At 66.6% G+C, this 20,134-nt stretch carries 11 protein-coding genes (1 of these 11 running past the window's edge); 6 read left to right on the top strand and 5 right to left on the bottom strand.

Translation table 11 applies throughout. The features are described from left to right. Positions 1 to 51: 51 nt before the first annotated feature. Positions 52 to 798, bottom strand: a complete 747-nt coding sequence (locus NP3_RS01555) for a 3-hydroxybutyrate dehydrogenase (RefSeq protein ID WP_063037008.1) — start codon at positions 796 to 798, stop codon at positions 52 to 54. 76 nt (positions 799 to 874) lie between these two features. Further along, entirely contained in the window at positions 875 to 2,284 is a 1,410-nt protein-coding gene (locus tag NP3_RS01550) for an MFS transporter (RefSeq protein ID WP_063037006.1), read from the bottom strand. A 141-nt stretch (positions 2,285 to 2,425) separates the two neighbouring features. Here NP3_RS01550 and NP3_RS01545 point away from each other — a divergent pair, with 141 nt between their 5' ends. Continuing rightward, positions 2,426 to 3,349, top strand: coding sequence for a LysR family transcriptional regulator (locus NP3_RS01545; RefSeq protein ID WP_245720756.1), 924 nt, complete (start codon positions 2,426 to 2,428; stop codon positions 3,347 to 3,349). A gap of 91 nt (positions 3,350 to 3,440) precedes the next feature. Here NP3_RS01545 and NP3_RS01540 read toward each other — a convergent pair whose 3' ends face one another. The 3 genes from NP3_RS01540 to NP3_RS01530 are packed head-to-tail and all read right to left on the bottom strand — an operon-like array spanning position 3,441 to position 6,192. Then, a complete protein-coding gene (locus NP3_RS01540) occupies positions 3,441 to 4,316 on the bottom strand; it encodes an RpnC/YadD family protein (RefSeq protein WP_063037003.1) in 876 nt (291 codons plus the stop codon). A gap of 54 nt (positions 4,317 to 4,370) precedes the next feature. After that, positions 4,371 to 5,102: an ABC transporter ATP-binding protein gene (locus NP3_RS01535; RefSeq protein WP_063037012.1), complete on the bottom strand. Its 732-nt coding sequence runs from the start codon at positions 5,100 to 5,102 to the stop codon at positions 4,371 to 4,373. Between the two features lie 31 nt (positions 5,103 to 5,133). Beyond that, the gene (locus tag NP3_RS01530; RefSeq protein WP_063037010.1) at positions 5,134 to 6,192 is read right to left on the bottom strand and encodes an ABC transporter permease; all 1,059 of its coding nucleotides are present in this window, start codon (positions 6,190 to 6,192) and stop codon (positions 5,134 to 5,136) included. Between the two features lie 130 nt (positions 6,193 to 6,322). Between NP3_RS01530 and NP3_RS01525 the strand changes: the two genes are divergently transcribed. The 5 genes from NP3_RS01525 to NP3_RS01505 form a co-directional block, all read left to right on the top strand. Then, the gene (locus tag NP3_RS01525; protein ID WP_063037001.1) at positions 6,323 to 7,525 is read left to right on the top strand and encodes a sensor histidine kinase; all 1,203 of its coding nucleotides are present in this window, start codon (positions 6,323 to 6,325) and stop codon (positions 7,523 to 7,525) included. Next, a complete protein-coding gene (locus NP3_RS01520; protein WP_063036999.1) occupies positions 7,522 to 8,139 on the top strand; it encodes a LuxR C-terminal-related transcriptional regulator in 618 nt (205 codons plus the stop codon). The genes NP3_RS01525 and NP3_RS01520 overlap by 4 nt, the downstream gene beginning before the upstream one ends. 66 nt (positions 8,140 to 8,205) lie before the next feature. Beyond that, positions 8,206 to 8,631 (top strand): PPOX class F420-dependent oxidoreductase, encoded by a 426-nt coding sequence (locus tag NP3_RS01515; protein ID WP_063036997.1) that lies wholly within the window; start codon positions 8,206 to 8,208, stop codon positions 8,629 to 8,631. A 16-nt stretch (positions 8,632 to 8,647) separates the two neighbouring features. Then, positions 8,648 to 9,412, top strand: coding sequence for a precorrin-4 C(11)-methyltransferase (cobM, locus tag NP3_RS01510; protein WP_063036995.1), 765 nt, complete (start codon positions 8,648 to 8,650; stop codon positions 9,410 to 9,412). 336 nt (positions 9,413 to 9,748) lie between these two features. Next, positions 9,749 to 20,134: the 5' end (the start) of a non-ribosomal peptide synthase/polyketide synthase gene (locus NP3_RS01505; RefSeq protein ID WP_063036993.1), read on the top strand. It continues 33,546 nt past the right edge of the window; only the first 10,386 of its 43,932 coding nucleotides appear in the window; its start codon is at positions 9,749 to 9,751; the stop codon falls past the right edge of the window.

The raw sequence follows: 20,134 nt of genomic DNA, 5'->3' as shown, positions 1-20,134 counted from the left end.
ACCCGGGGCCGCGAACACGCCGCGCCGAAGGCGCGGCCATCGAACACAGCATCACCGCGCGGTCCACCCGCCGTCCATGGTGTAGGACGCGCCGGTGACCATGCCCGCGTGCGGCGAGGCGAGCCAACCCACCAGTGAGGCAACCTCTTCCGGCTCCACCAGGCGCTTGATCGCGCTCTCGGTGAGCAGCACCCGCTCCAGCACCTCCTGCTCGTCGATGCCGTGCGCCTTGGCCTGATCGGCAATCTGCTTGTCCACCAAGGGAGTTCGGACATAGCCGGGATTGACGCAATTGCTGGTGACGCCGTGGCGGCCGCCCTCGAGCGCGGTCACCTTGGACAGGCCCTCGAGTGCGTGCTTGGCCGTCACATACGCGACCTTGTATTCGGACGCGCGCAACCCGTGCACCGAGGACAGGTTGATGATCCGGCCGAAGCCCCGCCGATACATCTGCGGCAGTGCCGCGCGGATGAGCAGGAACGGCGCTTCGACCATGAGGGTCATCAGGTTCCGGAATCGCTCCGGTGGGAAATCCTCGATCGGGTTGATGCTCTGTACACCGGCGTTGTTCACCAGGATGTCCACGTCCAGGGTGAGTTGTTCCAGGGCGGCGACGTCGAGAAGATCTATGGCCCAGGCTTTTCCGTCGATCTCACCGGCGAGTGCCTTCGCGGTCACGTCATCGATATCGGCGATGGTGACGGTTGCGCCGCGGCCCGCGAGTTCTCTGGCGCAGGCGGCGCCGATACCGCTGGCGCCGCCGGTGATCAGGGCGGAACGTCCGTTCAGGTCACTCATGCCTGCTCCTCGCTGGCGCTCGACTCCGGCATGACCGACCTTGTCGCTGCGTTGATGGTTCGCTCGCTGCGCTCGCTCATGTGAGCTCCGCTCGTAGGGTTTCGACCCGCGCATCCGGGGTCTGTGCGGCAAGGTTTTCCGCATCGGCACTGTCGATGCTTTCCAGCGTGATGCCCTTCGTCTCGCGGGCGAACAGGACGGCGATCGCGGTAATCGCGGCGGCGGCAGCCAAATACAGGGCGATCGGTACCGCGGACCCGTAGGTATTGAGCAAGCGCACGGCGATGATCGGGGCGAGCGATCCGGCCACGATCGAGGTGACCTGATAACCGAGGGAGACACCGGAATAGCGCATCCGGGTCGGGAACATCTCGGCCATGATCGCGGGCTGTCCCGCATACATGAAGGCGTGGAATACCAGGCCGATAATGATCGCGGACATGATGACCGCGTTGTGGCCGCTGTCCATCATCGGGAAGGCGAAGAAGCCCCAGGTGCCCGCGGTGAGCGCGCCGACCAGATACACCGGCCGCCTGCCGAAACGATCGGAGAGACTGCCCGCCAACGGAATCATGAAGAAGTGCACGGCATGTGCGGCCAGCAGCCACCAGAGGATGACCTTGGTATCGACGTGCACATGCACCTTGAGATAGGTGATCGTGAAGGTGACCACCAGGTAGTAGAGGATGTTCTCGCCGAATCGCAGCCCCATGGCGGTGAACACCCCGCGCGGGTAGCGCCGCAGCACCTCGACGACACTGAGCGAATTGGCCTTGATTTGTTCGATTTCCTGCTGTGCCGCAACGAAGATGGGCGCGTCGGTGACCTTGGTGCGGATGTAGTACCCGACCAGCACGACCACCGCGGACAACCAGAATGCGACGCGCCAACCCCAGCTCAGGAAGGCGGCATCGGACAGCGTCGAGGTCAATGCCAGCAATGCGACCGTCGCCAGCATATTGCCCACCGGCACCCCGGCCTGTGGCCAGCTGGCCCAGAATCCGCGGCTCTTGTTCGGACTGTGTTCGGCCACGAGCAGTACCGCGCCACCCCATTCGCCGCCGACCGCGAAGCCCTGGATGAATCGCAGGATCACCAGCAATGTGGGTGCCCAATAACCGATTTGGGCGAAGGTCGGCAGACAGCCCATCAGGAAAGTCGCGGCGCCGACCAGCACCAAACTGAACTGCAGTAGCTTCTTGCGGCCGTATTTGTCACCGAAATGTCCGAAGACGACGCCGCCCAATGGACGGGCGGCGAAGCCGACGGCGTAGGTGATGAAGGCGGCGAGGATCGCGTCGAGATCGCTGGTGCCCTTGGCGAAGAACACCTTGCTGAAGACGAGCGTCGCGGCCGTGCCGTAGAGGAAGAACTCGTACCACTCGACCACGGTGCCTGCCATGGACGCGGCCACCACCCGCCTCAGCCCGGCCGGTATCCCGCCGGGATCGTTTCCCGTCGGCCGCATTGCATCGCGCACGCTCATCGAACATCTCCTTCATGACCGGGGCCACATCTGGCAACAAGATGTGACGGCCCCCACATTTCGTGGTCAGAACGAGTATTCGTGCACATATCTTCGGCCGCAATGACCAGTTGTGCAGTGCGTATCTGCAAGAATGCAGAAATGAGTCCGCCTGCCTCGGGTCCCAACCGCCCCAGCGCGGATGATCTGCTGGTTCTGCTCGCTGTCGGGCGCTCTGGGCGCTTCGTTTCGGCCGCCGAGGAGCTCGGGATCAACCACACCACCATCTCCCGCCGCATTGCCGCACTGGAACAGACGCTGGGCGGGCGGGTGCTCACCCGGGTGACCGGTGGATGGGAGCTGACCGATCTCGGACGGGAGGCGCTGGCGGCGGCGGAAGCGGTGGAATCCGCGGTCAAGTCGCTGGCTACCGATGCCGATGGCATGCGGGTACTGGAGGGTGTGGTTCGGATTTCGGCGACCGACGGATTCAGTGCCTATATGGCCGCACCGGCCGCCGCCGAGGTGCAGCGGCGGCACCCGAAGATCGCCGTCGAGATCGTGGCGGCGACCCGGCGCGCGTCCCAGCAGCGTTCGGGTCTGGATATCGAAGTGGTGGTGGGTGAACCGCAAGTGCACCGCGCCAGGGCAATTCGGTTGGCCGATTACTGTCTCGGGCTCTACGGTTCGCGTGACTATCTCCGCGAACACGGAACACCGACGGCCATCGGTGATCTCGCGCGCCACTCGCTGGTGTACTTCATCGATTCGATGCTGCAAGTGGACGATTTGGACCTGTCCTCTAGTTTCGCACCCGCCATGCGTGAATCCGTCACTTCCACAAATGTTTTCGTGCACGTCGAAGCGACCCGTGCGGCCGCGGGCCTCGGCTTGCTGCCCTGCTTTATGGCCGATCGTCACGATGACCTGATCCGAGTGCTTCGGAAGGAAGTCTCCGTTCGGCTCACCTATTGGCTCGTCACCCGCACCGAGACATTGCGCAGGCCCGAAGTGGCGGCGGTGGTCGAGGCGATTCAGGTTCGGGTGCGGGAGCAGCGGAATGTGCTGCTCGGTTTATCGGCGTAACCATTACTTCAGCGGTCAGCCCTAGCGCACCCGAATCGACAAACCGGTGGCTCAGCGCCTCGTGCGCTGAGCCACCGACTTGTTTCTGCGGCTATTTCGGGAAGATCTCGTCGATGCGGGTGGCGGTGAGTGCGCGATCGATCCAACTGTCGAGTTGGTCGAGATCGGTGCAGGCATTGATGCGGGCTTCGAGGGCGTCGGAGACGTCGAAGCCTCGCTTGGCGAGAATCCGGAGCAGAGCTTTGGCTTCGCCCCGCGCCTCACCCTTGGCTTCGCCTTTAGCCTCGCCCTGGGAGAAGTAACGCCGTGCGAACTCGCTCTTGTATTCGTAGGTGCCGGTCGTCATGAGGCTCTCCAAGAAGTGCCGGGCCGCCTTGGGCAAGATGGCCGTTACCAGGTCAATGTACATCTCGCCACGGGGCGCGGGGAACACGCTCGCGGCGAGGGTGGTCAGGATGGCGTTCCGTTCGGGGTGGTTACGGTGGGCGATGGCCGACAGGACCGCGAGTTCGGGATTGTCCGCAGCAACCTCGGGCTCGGTGACTATCGGGACGTCTTTCGGGCTCAGCACCACGGGTCTGAGCGTGAATTCCGGGGCAACGGTGATTGGTTTGCGGCAATAGTTGGCAGTTCGCTCATTCGGACACAGGACGAGCAGGATCGTGAGGCAGTGGAGCCGGGCTCGCAGAGTGGTCAGGTAGACGGGCCAACTCCACGACTTATCGGAATCCGGTTGGAGCTGGACCTCGACAACTACAGCCAGTACCGGGGTTGTGCCGGTCGCGAGCACGACTACCGAGTCGGCGCGGTACTCGGTTGGGTCGATGTCGGGGAAGTCGCCGGATTCCAGGCGGGCATGATCGAATTCGGGTAAGGGGTTGTCCAGCACGAGTTCTAGTAGTTCGGCCGCCAGTTGGGGGCGTTGCCGGAAGAGGTCGATCACCGCTTCGTGCAGGATGCTGGGCATGCCTGCACGTTAGCGTCGGCCACCGACAGAAAAATCCCTGCAAGGGTGCAGGTTTCAAGCTGCTCGGCCTGCGGTGTGGTCGAGGGTGAGGGTGCCGTCGATCATGCGGTAGACGGCGTTCATTTGATGGAGGTGGGTGTGGTCATGGGTTACCAGGAGGGTGGCGGCATCGTGTGTGCGGGCCATGGTGAGGATGAGTTCGATTATGGCGGTGCCGCGTTCGGTGTCGAGGGCGCTGGTTGGTTCGTCGATGACCAGGAGGGACGGGTCGTTCATCAGGGCGCGGGCTATGTTGACGCGTTGGCGTTGGCCGCCGGAGAGTTGCGCGGGGCGTTTCGCGTGTTGGTCGGCGAGGCCGACGGCGTCGATTAATTCCATTGCCTTGGTGTGGATTTCGCGGCGCCGGGAGGGGGAGGTGAACAGGCGCTGGCCGAGGTGGGACATGGCCTCTAGCTGTTCGACGGCGGTCAAGGCGGGGATCAGGTTCGGCTGTTGGAAGACGATGCCGATGCACGAGCGGCGCAGGGCGGCGGCTTCGCGACGGGTGAGAGTTGCGAGATCGACTGTGCCGTTGGGTGTTTCGAGGTCCATGCGGCCGGAGTCTGGACGGATCAGGGTGGAGACTACGGCGAGGAGGCTGGATTTTCCGGAGCCGGAGGGGCCGGTGATTGCGGCGATGGTGCCTCCGGTGACGTGCAGGTTCACCTGGTTCAGTGCGGTGAGGCGGCCCGCGCCGTCCGGGTAGGTGAGGGTTGTTTCGCTCACGGTGAGAGCGGTTTTCGTCATGGTTGCGGTGGTCATGCAGGTCTCCGAACGGTCAGCGGGCCGCACCGAGTGCGGTCAGCGGGTCGGTGGTGAACAAGAAGCGCAGGGCGAAGGCCGCGCCGAGCAGACCGAGCAGGATCAGGGCCGCCGCGGGAAACAGGGTTGTCGATACGCTGAGTACGAAAGGCAGCGCGTCGCCCGTGAATGTTGCTGCGGCTACGGTGATTCCGAGCCCGACCGTGACACCCGCGGTCAGCACGATCGCCGCTTGGGCGAGGGCGTCGCGGACCAGTGCGCCGGATGTCGCGCCGAGCGCCTTCAAGGTCGCGATATCGGGCATGCGCTGCACCGTCCACACGGTGAAGAATGCGCCGATCACCAGGGCCGAAATGGCGAACAGCAACACCGTCATCAAGGTCAGCGAACCGTTTTCGGCTTTGTAGGAGCTCAATGCCGACAGCGATCCGGAGACGCTGGTCGAGGTCGTGTGCGCAGATGCGTTGACGGAAGCCATATTCGGGATGCCGGATATCGCGAGCACTGTGGCGGCGCCGCCGCGCGGGCTCACCGATTGCCAGTCGGCGGGCGTCATCCAGACGACGGGGGTGTGGCTGTACCAGTCGTCGCCCTCGACTGCGGCCACCCGGAAGGTGCCCGCGCCGAGCGTGACGGTGTCACCGGCGACGGCATCGAGGGCCTTGGCCGCGCCGGTGCTGAGCACGACGGTGCCCGAATCGGTTGCGACGCGGTTGCCGAATGCGGTTCCGGTAGTGCCGAACAGCGCGACCTGGGCGGGTTTGGTCGCACCCTGACCCGACACCGCGCTCTCCGCCCGGCTGATGCCGATCGGGTCGACGGAGCCCGCGGCCGCCCGCCAGGACTCGACCTGCCGCTCGGTCAGTGCGGAGGTGTCGAAGGAGGGATCCGCGCCGTTATCGGCGAAGACGATGGCATCGGCGTGGATCGCCTCGATGGCCGAGATGTTCTGGTGCGCGAGTCCGGCGGTGAGACCGCTCAGGAAACTCACCAGCAGCGCCACCAGGGTGACGACCAGCGTGATGAGCAGAAAACGGCCGCGTGCGGCTCGCAGATCCCGGAGTGCGACGAACATGCCATCACCCTGCCGCGCGTCGGCACCCATGCCATCGCGCACGCGGAGGAATGCGCCCCGATCGAAGGTTGGTCGGTGTTTTACGCCTTTCGATGGATGCCGCCCGGATAGCCGCACATAAGCTGGCAACGTGCATTCGTCGCCGTTCACGCCTGTCTTCACCGCGCTGCGGTTGGGGCCGCATGTGCTGGTGACGACGCTGGCCGTGGTGGTCGCGATGCGTGCACTGCTGCCGGGCGCCGGACATCCGCTCGGCGTCCTCACGCTGACCGTGGCGTTCTTGGCCGTGTACTTCGCCGGTGCGCTGGTCGGCCGCCGCCCGGCGGGCATCCGCATCTGGTTGGCGGCGCTTACGGTGCTGTGGCTCGGCCTCGTGGTGCTCGCACCCGATGCCGGATACCTCGCATTCGGCGTGTTCTTCCTCTACCTGCACCTGCTGCCACGGCCGTGGAGCCTGTTCGCGGTCGGTGCGGCCACGGTGGTCGCGGTGATCGGTTTCGGGGTGCATCGCGGCTGGTCGGTGGCGGGTGCGATCGGCCCGATTATCGGCGCGGCCGTCGCGGTGGGGATCGGGCTCGGCTACCAGGCGCTGTTCCGCGAATCCGCCGAACGTCAGCGCCTGATCGACGAATTGCTCAGCACCCGAGCGACTCTCGCCGAACAGGAGCGCACCGCGGGCAAATTGGCCGAGCGCGAACGGCTGGCGCAGGAAATCCACGACACCGTCGCGCAGGGGTTGAGCAGCATCCAGCTGCTGCTGCACGCCGCCGAGCAGTCGGCACCGGATCATCCTGCGCTGCAACAGATTCGGCTGGCCCGCGAGACAGCTGCCGAGAATCTGGCCGAAACCCGAAGGCTGATAGCGGAATTGACCCCCGCCGCCCTGGAGGGGCAGAGCCTCGCGCAGGCGCTCGAGCGCATTTGTCAACGCGCCGAGGCTCCGGGACTGCTCACCCAGATGGTCGTCGAGGGCCTCCCTGAGCGTCTGCCGATGCCCGTCGAGGCGGCACTTGTTCGGATCGCGCAGGGGGCGGTCTCGAACGTGGTGCGCCACGCGGGCGCGAGCCGGATGCGATTGACCCTGACCTACGCCGATACCGATGTGTACCTCGACGTGGTCGACGACGGCATGGGCATCGATCCCGCTGTGCTCGATCGCGCCCCGACGGGCACCTTCGGGTTGGCCGCTATGCGCAGTCGCGTCGAACAACAGGGCGGCACAATGGCGGTCGAGTCAGAGCCGGGCCACACCGCGGTCACCGTCTCGTTTCCACTGGAGCCCGCATCCGCCGAATCCTGTTCCGGCGCAACCTACCAGGAGCCCCACGCATGATCCGCCTCCTGCTGGCCGACGACCACGCCATCGTGCGCGCGGGTCTGCGCGCACTACTGGAGAGCAATCCCGACATCACCGTCGTCGGCGACGCACCGACCGCCGAGGCCGCCGTGGCCTTCTGCACCAGCACCCCGGTCGATCTGGTGCTGATGGATCTCAGCTTCGGCCCGGGCCGCTCCGGCGTCGATGCGACCGCCGAGTTGCGTGCCCTCGCACAGCCGCCCAATGTCCTGGTCGTCACCAACTACGACACCGATGCCGATATCCTCAGCGCCATCGAGGCCGGGGCCAGCGGCTACATCCTCAAGGACACCCCGCCGGTGGAACTGCTCGCGGCGGTGCGGTCGGCGGCCGCGGGGGAGAGCGTGCTGTCGCCCGCGGTGGCCTCCAAACTGATGATCCGCGTTCGCCGCGCCGACACCACTCTGAGCCCGCGCGAAATCGAGGTGCTGCGGCTGGTGGCCGACGGCAGTTCGAACCGGGAGATCGCCAAGGAGCTGTTCCTCAGCGAAACCACCGTCAAATCCCACCTCGTGCACATCTACGCCAAGCTCGGCGTCCGCTCGCGCACCTCCGCCGTCGCACGCGCCCGCGAACAAGGCGCCATCTGAACAGCCACAGGCAGTATTGCGGCCCGTCGGCGCGGTCGGCGCGCGATATGGACCTAGGGTTGAGGGATGGCCTCACTTTCGGATCCCGCGGTGCGCGAATTCCTCTCTCATGGCACGCGAACCGCAAAGGTCGCACTGGTGGGCGCCGACGGACGCCCGATCGTGACCCCGGTGTGGTTCGTCCTCGAGGGCGACGAGCTGGTCTTCAATACCGGCAAGGGCACGGCCAAGGGCAAGGCCTTCGCCCGCGACCCACGCATCGCGGTGGTGGTCGACCTCGAGGAAGCGCCGTATTCGTCCATTCAGATCCAGGGCACCGTGACCCTGTCCGAGGATCCCGAGGAACTCCTGCGCACCGCCACCGAGATCGGCGGCCGCTATATGGGCGCGGATCGGGCCGAGGAATTCGGCAAGCGCAACGGCGTCCCGGGGGAACTGGTGGTCCGGGTGCGCCCGTCCAAGGTGATCGCCCACTTCGACGCGACGGCCTAGCCCTACACTCACCCGCATGACCGTGCATTTCATCGGGGCCGGGCCGGGCGCCGCGGACCTGCTGACCGTCCGCGCGGTCGAACTGCTGCGCGCCGCCCCGGTCTGCCTCTACGCGGGCACCTACCTGGACCCCGAGGTGCTCGCGCACTGCGCTCCCGATACCGAACTGATCGATACTCAGCACCTGGACATCGACCAGATCACCGAGCACCTGGTGCGCGCGCACCGCTCCGGTAAGGATGTCGCGCGCCTGTGCTCGGGCGACCCATCCATATATTCGGCTCTCACCGAACAAACCCGCCGCCTCGACGCCGCGGACGTGCCGTGGGACATCACCCCCGGCGTCCCCGCCTATGCCGCCGCGGCCGCCCTGCTCGGCACCGAGTTGACCGTCCCCGAAGTGGTCCAATCGGTGGTCCTCACCCGCACCCAGGCCCGATCCACGGCCATGCCCGAGTCCGAGGCTCTCGCGAACTTCGCCCGGACGCAGGCCACGCTGGTGCTGCACCTGGCCATCACCCGAATCCGCCCACTGGCAGCCGAGTTGGTCCCCGCCTACGGCGCCGACTGCCCGGCCGCCGTGGTCTACCGAGCCAGCCAACCCGGCCAACTGGTCCTGCGCGGCACCCTCACCGATATCGCCGACCAGGTCGAATCCGCGGGTCTGCGCCAAGCCGCCGTCATCCTCGTCGGCCGCGCCCTCACCCCGAATCTGTCCTGTACCCAGTCCCATCTCTACGACCCGGCCCGCGCCCGACACCGACCTTCGCAAGCAGTGTGAGATCGGTGACAGTCACCCAGCAAACTTGCGATGATCCCCCTGCCAGGGCTGATGTTTCCCGGCTATGAGAGCTGATTGGTCGGCTGGCGAGGGCGACGGTAGATTGTTTCGGTGATCTGCATTGAACTTCCCGGCGGAGCCGGTCGGTGGGTGGCGGGCATGGTCGCGCCCATGTAACAAGCTCGGCCTGACGGGCAGATAGTGCCAATGAACATTTTTGCTTGATTGATGAGAACTGAACGCGGGAACACAGGCGCCACGCTGGTATAGGTGCGCGTCGACATCCCGGTGTTCATCGGGGAGCGCTCGTGTGGTGTTCCGGAAGCGAGGTTACGGTTGGACCGGCTGGATTTCGGCGGAAACGGCGAAACTGGTGGCGAACGGGCGCACGCTGCTTCGAGGGAGTCGAGCGAGCCGTTCCCGTTGTCCCCGGCGCAGCTGGGTATCTGGTACGCCCAGCACGTCGACCCGCAGGTGCCGATCAACATCGCGCAGTACGTCGACCTGCACGGCGACCTCGACCTGAAGGTCCTGCGCGAAGCGCTGATCAGCTCCGGGCAGGAGCGCGGCTCGGGCATGCTCTGCATCACCGAGATCGACGGCCAGCCGTATCAGTGGATCGACTACACGATTCCGGACCGGGACAAGGTCTACTACGTCGACTTCCGCGGTGAGGCCGATCCCCAGGCCGCCGCCATGGCGTGGATGCGCGCCGAGTACAGCGCCCCGCTGAACCTGCTCGAGGATCGGCTGCTGCGCTTCGCGGGCCTGCAGGTGGGCGATCACCACTGGTACCTGTACCTGCGCGCGCACCACATCGTGCTGGACGGCTTCGGTGCGGTCACCAACCTTTCCAGGGTCGCCGACTGGTACACCGCCCTGCTGAACGGCACCGAGCCCGCACCGGCCAATGCCGCGCACCTGCGCACGCTCTACGAGCAGGAGATGGCCTACCGGGACAGTTCCCGGTTCCAGTCGGACAAGAAGTACTGGGCCGAGCGGGTCGCCGGTGTGGAGGACGGCACCAGCCTGGCGGGCCGGTCCGCGGGACCGGCGCCGATCAACACCCTCAGCAGCGTGCTGCTCTCGGACGAGCAGAACGGGGTGCTGGAAGCGGCTGTGGCGCGCCATGATTCGTCGCCCGCCGGTTTGCTGCTCGCCGCGTTCGCCGGATATCTGGCGCAGTGGACCAGCTCCGAGGACGTGATCCTCAGCCTGCCGGTGACCGCGCGGACCACCGCCGTGATGCGCCGCTCCGGCGGCGTCTCGTCGAATATCGTGCCGTTGCGGCTGCGGATCGGGCACGAGACCACCGTGGCCGATGTGCTCAAGCAGGTCCAGGTCGAGGTGACCGGCGCGCTGCGGCACCAGCGCTACCGGCACGAGGACATCCGCCGCGACGCGGCCGGTGCCGGCGTGGTGACCAGGGAGTTCTTCGGCCCCTGGATCAATATCATGCTGTTCCAGGACAAGATCAGCATGGGCTCGATGGTCGGCACCATGGTGGTGCTGTCCACCGGCAGCATCGAGGATCTCGGCGTCAACTTCTATCAGTCCGAGGGCGGTTCGCGCGCGCGCATCGACTTCGAGACGAACCCGAACCTGTACTCCGAGGCGGAGACACAGCGTCAGCACGAACGCTTCCTCGAATTCTTCGAGCGCTTCCTGCGGGCCGAAGCGGATGCGCCGGTCTGGGGCCTCGAGCTGACCACCGCGGCGGAGCGGGAGCTGACCGTCGCGGAGTGGAACGACTCCGAGCAGGACGTTCCGGAAACCACCCTGGCGGCCCTGCTGGATGCGCAGATTCAACTGACTCCGGACAACGTCGCCCTCGATTTCGAGGGCGCGCAGTTGACCTATGCGGAGTTCGCCGCGCGGGTCAATCGCCTGGCCCGGTTCCTGATCGCCGACGGTGTCGGCCCGGAATCGCTTGTCGCACTTGGCATGCGACGTTCGCTCGATCTCGTCGTCGGTATGCACGCGGTGCTCAAGGCCGGTGGCGCGTATGTGCCGATCGATCCGGATCATCCGGCCGATCGCACCGCCTACATCCTCGAGTCCGCGGCACCGGTCTGTGTGCTGACGGTCTCCGGTGACGAACTCGAGCTGCCGGAATCGGTGCGCCGGGTGGAAATCGACACCCTCGACGTGTCCGCGTACGACGATGCGCCGGTGGCGGATTCGGAGCGGCGAGCGCCGCTGCGTCCGGACAACACCGCCTACGTGATCTACACCTCGGGTTCGACCGGACGCCCGAAAGGTGTTGCGGTAACCCATCATGCGATCGTCAACCAGCAGCTGTGGATGCTCGACGAGTACCGCCTGACTGCCGACGATGTGTACCTGCAGAAGACCGCGACCACCTTCGACGTATCGCTGTGGGGCTACTTCCTGCCGCTGATGGTCGGCGCGAAACTTGTTGTCGCGACCCCGGACGGGCACCGCGATCCGCTGTATGTCGCCGAGATGATCGAGCGGCACGGGGTCACCGTCACCGACTTCGTGCCGTCCATGCTGACGGTCTTCGTCGCCCATGCCACCGCCGCACAATGTGCCACGCTGCGTGCGGTTTTCGTCATCGGTGAGGCGCTGCCGCCGGAGACCGCCGCGGGTTTCCGCGCTATTACCTCGGCCGGTCTGCACAACCTGTACGGCCCCACCGAGGCCGCCGTCTCGGTCACCTACTGGGAGGCCACCGCCGCCGACACCGTCACGGTGCCGATCGGTATTCCGGAGTGGAATGTCCAGGTCTACGTGCTGGATTCGCGGCTGCGCCCGGCGGCCGTCGGCGCACCGGGTGAGCTGTATCTAGGTGGGCGTCAGCTGGCGCGCGGTTATCGCGGTCGCGCGGATCTGACCTCGGATCGGTTCGTCGCCAACCCGTTCGGCAGCAATGGCGAGCGCATGTACCGCACCGGTGACCTGGTGCGCTGGAATGTCGCGGGGACCCTGGAATACATCGGCCGCACCGATTTTCAGGTGAAATTCCGCGGTCAGCGCATCGAGCTCGGTGAGATCGAAACCGATCTGCTGGCCCATCCTGCGGTCAGCCAGGCCGCGGTGCTGGTGATGGATACCGCGACCGGTCAGCAGTTGGTCGCCTATGTCGTGCCCGCGCCGGGCCGGTCGATCGCTCCACCCAATGGCCACTCCGCAAGCTCCGTGGACGTGATCGAACTCACCCGGTTCGTCGCGGAAAAGCTGCCGAGCTACATGGTGCCCGCGGCGATCATGGTGCTGGACGCGTTCCCGCTCAACACCTCCGGCAAGCTGGACCGAAAGGCTTTGCCGGAGCCGGTGTTCAGCGTGGACGCGACCGCATTCCGGGCGCCGCGTACCCCGGCCGAGCAGATCGTGGCGGCGATCTTCGCCGATGTGCTCAGCCAGGAACGCGTCGGCATCGATGACAACTTCTTCGATCTGGGTGGCAACTCGCTGGTCGCCACCCAGGTGGTGGCGCGGATCGGCGCGGCATTCGGCACCCGGATCGGCGTGCGCGCGCTGTTCGAGACCCCGACCGTGGCCGGTCTGGCCGCCCGCGCCGAATCGGCGCCGCCCACCGATCGGCCACGACCGGCCCTGGTGGCCCAGGAACTGCCCGAGCGGGTGCCGCTGTCGCTGGCACAGCAGCGGATGTGGTTCATCAACCAGTTCGACTCCACGGTGCCGACCTACAACCTGCCGTTCGTGGTGCGGTTGGGCGGTCGCGTCGATTTCGACGCGATGCGGGCCGCACTCACCGATGTGCTGACCCGCCAGGAATCGCTGCGCACCATCTTCCCCAACTCGGGCGACGGCGCCTATCAGCAGGTGCTGCCGATCGACGAGGTCGACCTCGATGTCGACGTGCAGCCGCTCGCGGCGGCCGAATTGCTCGACGTGCTCACCGAATTCGCTTCCGCAGGCTTCGATGTCTCGACCGAGCTGCCCATTCGGGTGCGCCTGTATCAGATCATCGGTGCGTCCTCGGATGACACGCCCGAGTACGCGCTCGCCTTCGTCGTGCACCACATCGCGGCGGACGGCTTCTCGTTCGGGCCGCTCGCGCGCGACGTCACGACCGCGTATCTGGCCCGCGCGGCCGGGGAAGCGCCCGCCTGGGCGCCCCTGCCGGTGCAGTACCGCGACTACACCCTGTGGCAGCGCGAATTGCTCGGCGCCGAAAGCGATTCCGAGTCCATGGCCGCCCGCGAGATCGCCTACTGGCGCGACGCGCTGGCCGGTCTGCCGGATCAGCTGGATCTGACCACCGATCGGCAGCGTCCGCCGGTGCAGAGCTTCCGCGGCGCGCAGTTCGCTTTCGATATCGATGCCGAACTGCACACCCGGCTGAGCGCACTGGCCCGCGCCGAGGGCGCGACCCCGTTCATGGTGCTGCACGCCGCGCTCGCACTGCTGCTGGCCCGGCTGTCCGGCACCACCGATATCGCCATCGGCACCCCGGTCGCCGGACGTGGCGAACAGGCCCTCGACGACCTGATCGGCATGTTCGTCAACACGCTCGTGCTGCGCTCGGAGGTCGATCCGGGTCGGTCCTTCACCGAATTCCTCGGGCGCACCAGGGAAGTCGACCTCGCGGCGTTCGCCTACAGCGATGTTCCGTTCGAACGTCTCGTCGAGGTGGTCAACCCGACCCGCTCGCAGGCGCGGCATCCGCTGTTCCAGGTGATGCTGTCGTTCCAGGAGATGTCGCACGGCACACTGGAACTGCCCGGACTGTCGGTGTCGGCCGCCGAACTCGAAGTCCACATCGCCAAATTCGATCTGCTCTGGACACTGACCGAACAGCGCGGCAACCAGGGGGAGCCCGCGGGGGTTTCGGTGGTCGTCTCCTACGCCACCGACCTGTTCGACGAGGCGACCGTCTCGTCGTTCGCCGATCGGCTGGTACGGATTCTGCGCGGTGTGACCGCGGATCCGGCAGCGATCGTCGGTGATATCGATCTGCTCGACGAACGCGAAGTCGAGCTGGCCCGCGACGGCTGGCACGGTGCGCCGCGTGCGCTCGATACGGCCGGGACGGTGAGCGATCTGTTCACCCGCCAGGTGGCCGCGACACCGGACGCGATTGCCGTGGTCGACCGCTCCGTCGACGGTTTTACCCCGGCCGTCGGTGCGACGCTGACATATGCGGATTTCGGGTCTCGGGTGCACGCGCTCGCGCGCTGGCTGATCCAGGCGGGCGTCGGCCCGGATGTCCCGGTCGCGCTCGGTATGCGGCGCTCGCTCGACCTGGTGACCGCGATCCACGCGGTGCTCGAGGCCGGTGGCACCTATGTGCCGCTCGATCTCGATCAGCCTGCCGAACGCATCGCCCATGTGCTCGATACCGCGGCGCCCGCCTATGTGCTGACCACGTCGCGGGACCGGTTCGCGCCGGAGGGCCTGGAGTCGCTCGTTGTCGACGAGCTCGATCTGTCCGGGATCTCCGATGCCCCGGTGACCGATGCCGAGCGCGTATCACCTTTGCGCCCAGCGCATTTGGCGTACGCGATCTTCACCTCGGGTTCCACCGGTCGCCCGAAGGGCGTCGGGGTCTCGCATGCCGCGCTGGTGCACCAGATGCGCTGGCTCATCAGCGAATTCGGGCTCGGCGCCGACGACGTCGCGCTGTACAAGACCCCGGCCACCTTCGACGCGTCGGTGTGGGAGCCGTTGGCGCCCTTGCTGACCGGCGGCCGGACCGTGATCGCCACCCACGACGGCTACCGCGACACCCAATATCTGACCGAGGTCATCGCCGCCGAACAGGTCACCGTGACTTCGTTCGTGCCGTCGCTGCTGACCGTATTCGCCGGTACCGTCGATTCGGCGGCACTGAGCTCGGTGCGCATGCTGCTGGTCGGTGGTGAGGCGTTCACCGGTGAGGCGGTTGAGGCGTTCCGCAAGCTCGGCCGCCCCGATATCACGCTGATAAACCTTTACGGCCCAACCGAATTCACCGTCAATGCCACCCATGCCGTCGTCGGCGAGGTGGTGCGCGGCGCGGTGCCGATCGGTATGCCGGTCTGGAACACCCAGGCCTATGTGCTCGACGCGCGACTGCATCCGGTGCCCCCGGGTGTCGCGGGTGAGCTGTATCTGTCGGGCGACCAGCTGGCGCGCGGTTACCTCACCCGGCCGGATATGACGGCCGACCGCTTCGTCGCGAATCCGTTCGGCCCCAGCGGTTCTCGCATGTACCGCACCGGTGACCTGGTGACTCGCGATGCCGCGGGACAGATCGTCTACAGCGGTCGCACCGACTTCCAGGTGAAACTGCGCGGTGTCCGGATCGAGCTCGGCGAGATCGAAGCCGCCTTGCGCGCCCACCCGGCGGTGGCGCAGGCAGTCGCGCTGGTCCGTTCCGACAGCCGGCTCGGCGACCAGTTGGTCGCCTATGTGGTGCCGACCGAGGCCGAGCCGGAGGCGGGATTCGATACCGCGCTGCGCACGCATCTGGCAGGCATGGTGCCCACCTACATGGTGCCCGCGGCATTCGTGACGCTCGAGGCCATGCCGCTCAATGCGAACGGCAAGCTCGATCGGCGCGCCCTGCCCAAGCCGGTCTTCGAGGTGCACACCTTCCGTGCGCCGAGCACACCCATCGAGGAGATCGTCGCCCAGATCTTCGGTGAGGTGCTCGACCTGCCGCGCGTCGGCGTGGACGACGACTTCTTCGAACTCGGCGGCAACTCGCTGATAGCCACCCAGGTGGCCTCGCGCATCGGCACCGCACTCGATACCCGGGTGCCGGTGCGGATGGTGTTCGAGGCGTCCACCGTGGCCGCGCTGGCGGCCCGGGTCGAATCGCATGCCGGTGCCGGTGCCCGCAGTGCGCTGGTCGCCCGTCAGCGCCCGGAGGAGGTGCCGCTGTCGCTCGCGCAGCAGCGCATGTGGTTCCTCAACCGCTTCGATACCGCCTCGGCGGTCAACAACATTCCGGTCGCTATCCGGCTCTCCGGTGATCTCGATGTCGCCGCACTGCAGGTCGCGGTCATCGACGTGATCGACCGGCACGAATCGCTGCGCACCGTCTTCCCGGAGACCAAGAGCGGTCCGGTTCAGGTGGTGCTCGACGCGGCGCAGATCGTGCCCGACCTGACCCCGTACCGGGTCACCGAGGAGACGCTGGTCGAGCATCTGATCGACCTGGCCTCCATGGCTTTCGACGTCACAGACGAAGTGCCTTTGCACGCAAGGCTTTTCGAGATCAGCGAGTCCGAGTTCGTACTCGGCATGGTGGTGCACCACATTTCGGCCGACGGTTGGTCGATGGGGCCGCTGGCGCGTGACGTCATGGTGGCGTACGCGGCGCGCACCTCGTGGGAGTCGCCCGCGTGGTCCGCGCTGCCGGTGCAGTACGCGGACTACGCGCTGTGGCAGCGCGAAGTGCTCGGCTCCGAGGGCGATCCGGAGTCGCTGATCTCCAGCCAGATCCGATACTGGACCGAACAACTCGCCGATCTGCCCGACGAATTGGTGCTGCCTTCGGACCGCCCGCGTCCGGCGATCGCCTCCTACCGCGGCGGCACCTACGCGTTCGTGATCTCCGCCGAGACCCAGCGTGCGCTCATCGATTTGGGGCGCAAGCACAATTCGTCGCTGTTCATGGTCATGCACAGCGCGCTCGCCGTGCTGCTGGCGCGGGCCAGCGGTACCAGCGATATCGCCATCGGTACCCCGGCCGCCGGTCGTGGTGAGGCCGCGCTGGACGACCTGATCGGCATGTTCGTCAATACGCTCGTATTGCGCACCGATGTCGCGGGTTCGGCGAGCTTCGCCGACCTGCTCGCCCTGGCTCGGGAAACCGACCTGCAGGCGTTCGCGCACGCGGATCTGCCGTTCGAGCGCCTGGTCGAAATCCTGAACCCGGCCCGCTCGCAGGCCCGCAATCCGCTGTTCCAGGTGATGCTGGCGTTCCAGAACGTCAAGCAGGCCAACCTGGAACTGCCCGGACTGTCGGTCAACGGTATCGATTACGACGCGCGACTGGCCAAATTCGATCTGCAGCTGACCCTGCAGGAGACCCAGGAATCGGGCGAGGCCGCCGGTATGTCGGCCGAAATCTCCTACGCCCTCGATCTTTTCGACGAGGACACGGTGGCGGCCTTCGCGCGGCGCCTCGATCGGATCCTGGCGGCGATCATCGCCGATCCGACCGTGCCGATCGGCGATATCCAACTGCTCGACGATCAGGAAACCGCACTCGCGGTCCTCGGCTGGAACGACACCAAGCACGATTTGCTGCCGCGTCGTCAGCCCGGCCGCACCCCGCGTCGCTCGGGTGTTCGCAAGGGTGGCGGGCTCACTTTGGTCGGCGAGTTCGCCGCGCAGGCCGCGGCCACGCCGGATGCGGTCGCGATCGTTGATCCGGCCATCGGCACCTCGCTGACGTATGCCGAATTCGGTGCGCGCGTGCACCGCTTGGCACGCCGGTTGATCGAGGCGGGCGTCGGTCCGGAAAAGCTGGTCGCCCTCGGTCTGCGGCGTTCGGTCGATTTCGTGGCCGCGGCGTACGCGGTGCAGGAGGCAGGCGGCGGCTATGTGCCGCTGGACCTGGATCAGCCCGCCGAGCGGATCAGCTATGTGCTCGAGTCGGCGGCACCGGCCTGTGTGCTGACGACCTCGCGGGACAACTTCGAAAGCGGTGGGCTGCCAACGCTTTCCATCGATGAGCTGGAGCTGTCCGAGTACTCGGATGCGCCGGTGACCGATGCGGAGCGGATTGCGCCGCTGCGGGCGGAGAACACCGCGTATGTGATCTTCACTTCCGGTTCGACCGGTCGGCCGAAGGGTGTGGCGCTGCCGCACGCGGCGGTGGTGAACCAGATCCGTTGGATCACCGGTGAATACGGCATCGGTGCCGATGACGTCGTGTTGTTCAAGACCCCGGCAACGTTCGACGTCTCGGTGTGGGAGCTGTTCGGCCCGTTGTCGACCGGTGGCCGGATTGTCGTGGCCAGCCCGGACGGTCATCGCGACCCGCAGTACCTCGCGGAAGTCATCGCGGCCGAACGGGTCACCATGACCTCGTTCGTGCCGTCCATGCTGACCGTCTTCGCGGGCAGTGTGGATGCCGCCGGTGGCGCGGCGCTCGAGTCGTTGCGCGCATTGCTGGTCGCCGGTGAGGCCTTCACCGGTGACACCGTCGCCGCCATTCGCAAGGTCAGCTCCGCCGCGCTCTACAACCTCTACGGCCCGACCGAATTCGCGGTGCACGCGACGCACGGTCCGGTGGCGCAGGGGCTGGTCGGCGCGGTGCCGATCGGTCTGCCGGTCTGGAATGCCCAGGCGTATGTGCTCGATGCCCGCCTGCATCCGGTCGCGCCGGGTGTCGCGGGTGAGCTGTATCTGGCAGGTGCGCAGTTGGCGCGCGGTTACTTCGGGCGTACCGATCTGACCGCGGATCGCTTCGTGGCGAACCCGTTCGGCGCCTCCGGATCCCGGATGTACCGCACCGGCGACCTGGTGACCCGCAACGCCGACGGCGCCATCGTCTACCTCGGCCGGACCGACTTCCAGGTGAAGCTGCGTGGTCTGCGCATCGAGCTGGGTGAGATCGAAACCGCTCTCACCACACACGATTCGGTGGCCCAGGCGGTCGCGCTGGTGCGTGCGGATGCGCGGACCGGCGATCAGCTGGTCGCCTATGTGGTGCCCGCCAATGGCGGCACGGTCGACCTCGACGAGCTGCGCGCGCACCTGACCGAGCAGCTGCCGTCGTACATGGTCCCCGCAGCCATCGTGGTGCTCGACGCCATGCCGTTGAACCCCAACGGCAAGCTCGATCGGCGCGCTCTGCCCGAACCCGTGTTCGAGACCAAGGAATTCCGCGCGCCGTCGACCCCGATCGAAGAGATCGTCGTCGACATTTTCAGCGATGTGCTGAGCCACGAGCGCATCGGCATCGACGACAACTTCTTCGATCTCGGCGGCAACTCGCTGGTCGCCACCCAGGTGGTGGCGCGGCTCGGCGCGGCACTGGACACCCAGGTTCCGGTGCGCCTGCTGTTCGAGGCGCCGACTGTCGCCGCACTCGCCGCGCGCATGGAGGCCAGCGCCGGGGCCGGTGCCCGCCAGGCGCTGACCGTGCGCCCGCGGCCGGAGTACCCGCCGCTGTCGCTCGCACAGCAGCGGATGTGGTTCCTCAACCGCTTCGACGCCGATTCGGCCGCCGACAATATTCCGGCGGCGGTGCGGCTGCACGGGCATCTCGATCTGCCCGCGTTGCGCGGCGCTATCGCCGATGTGATCACCCGGCACGAATCGCTGCGCACGATCTACCCGTCGCACGAGGGCGTGGCCTACCAGCAGGTGCTTGCGGCCGCGCGGGCGATTCCGGAACTGGAGATCGTCCCGGTCGCCGAAAGCGAATTGGGCGGTGCCCTCTACGAATTCATCGGTCGCGGTTTCGACATCACGACCGAATCCCCGGTGCGGATTCGGCTCTACCAGGTCGAGCGCGCGCCGCTGAGCAGTAAGAAGTGGCGCGACAACACGCAGAACCACGTGCTCTCGGTCGTGGTGCATCACATCGCGGCGGACGGCTTCTCGATGCGTCCGCTGGTCCGCGATCTGATGTCGGCCTACATCGCGCGCAGTTCGGAATCCGCGCCGGTCTGGCCGCCGCTGGCGGTGCAGTACGTGGATTACGCACTGTGGCAACGTGAAACGCTCGGCTCCGAGGACGATCCGACCTCGCTGATCTCCGAACAGCTCGGCTACTGGCGCGAAACCCTG

This window comes from Nocardia pseudovaccinii NBRC 100343 (assembly GCF_001613225.1).
GTDB lineage: Bacteria > Actinomycetota > Actinomycetes > Mycobacteriales > Mycobacteriaceae > Nocardia > Nocardia pseudovaccinii.
This window is presented reverse-complemented; position numbering and strand designations above follow the sequence as displayed.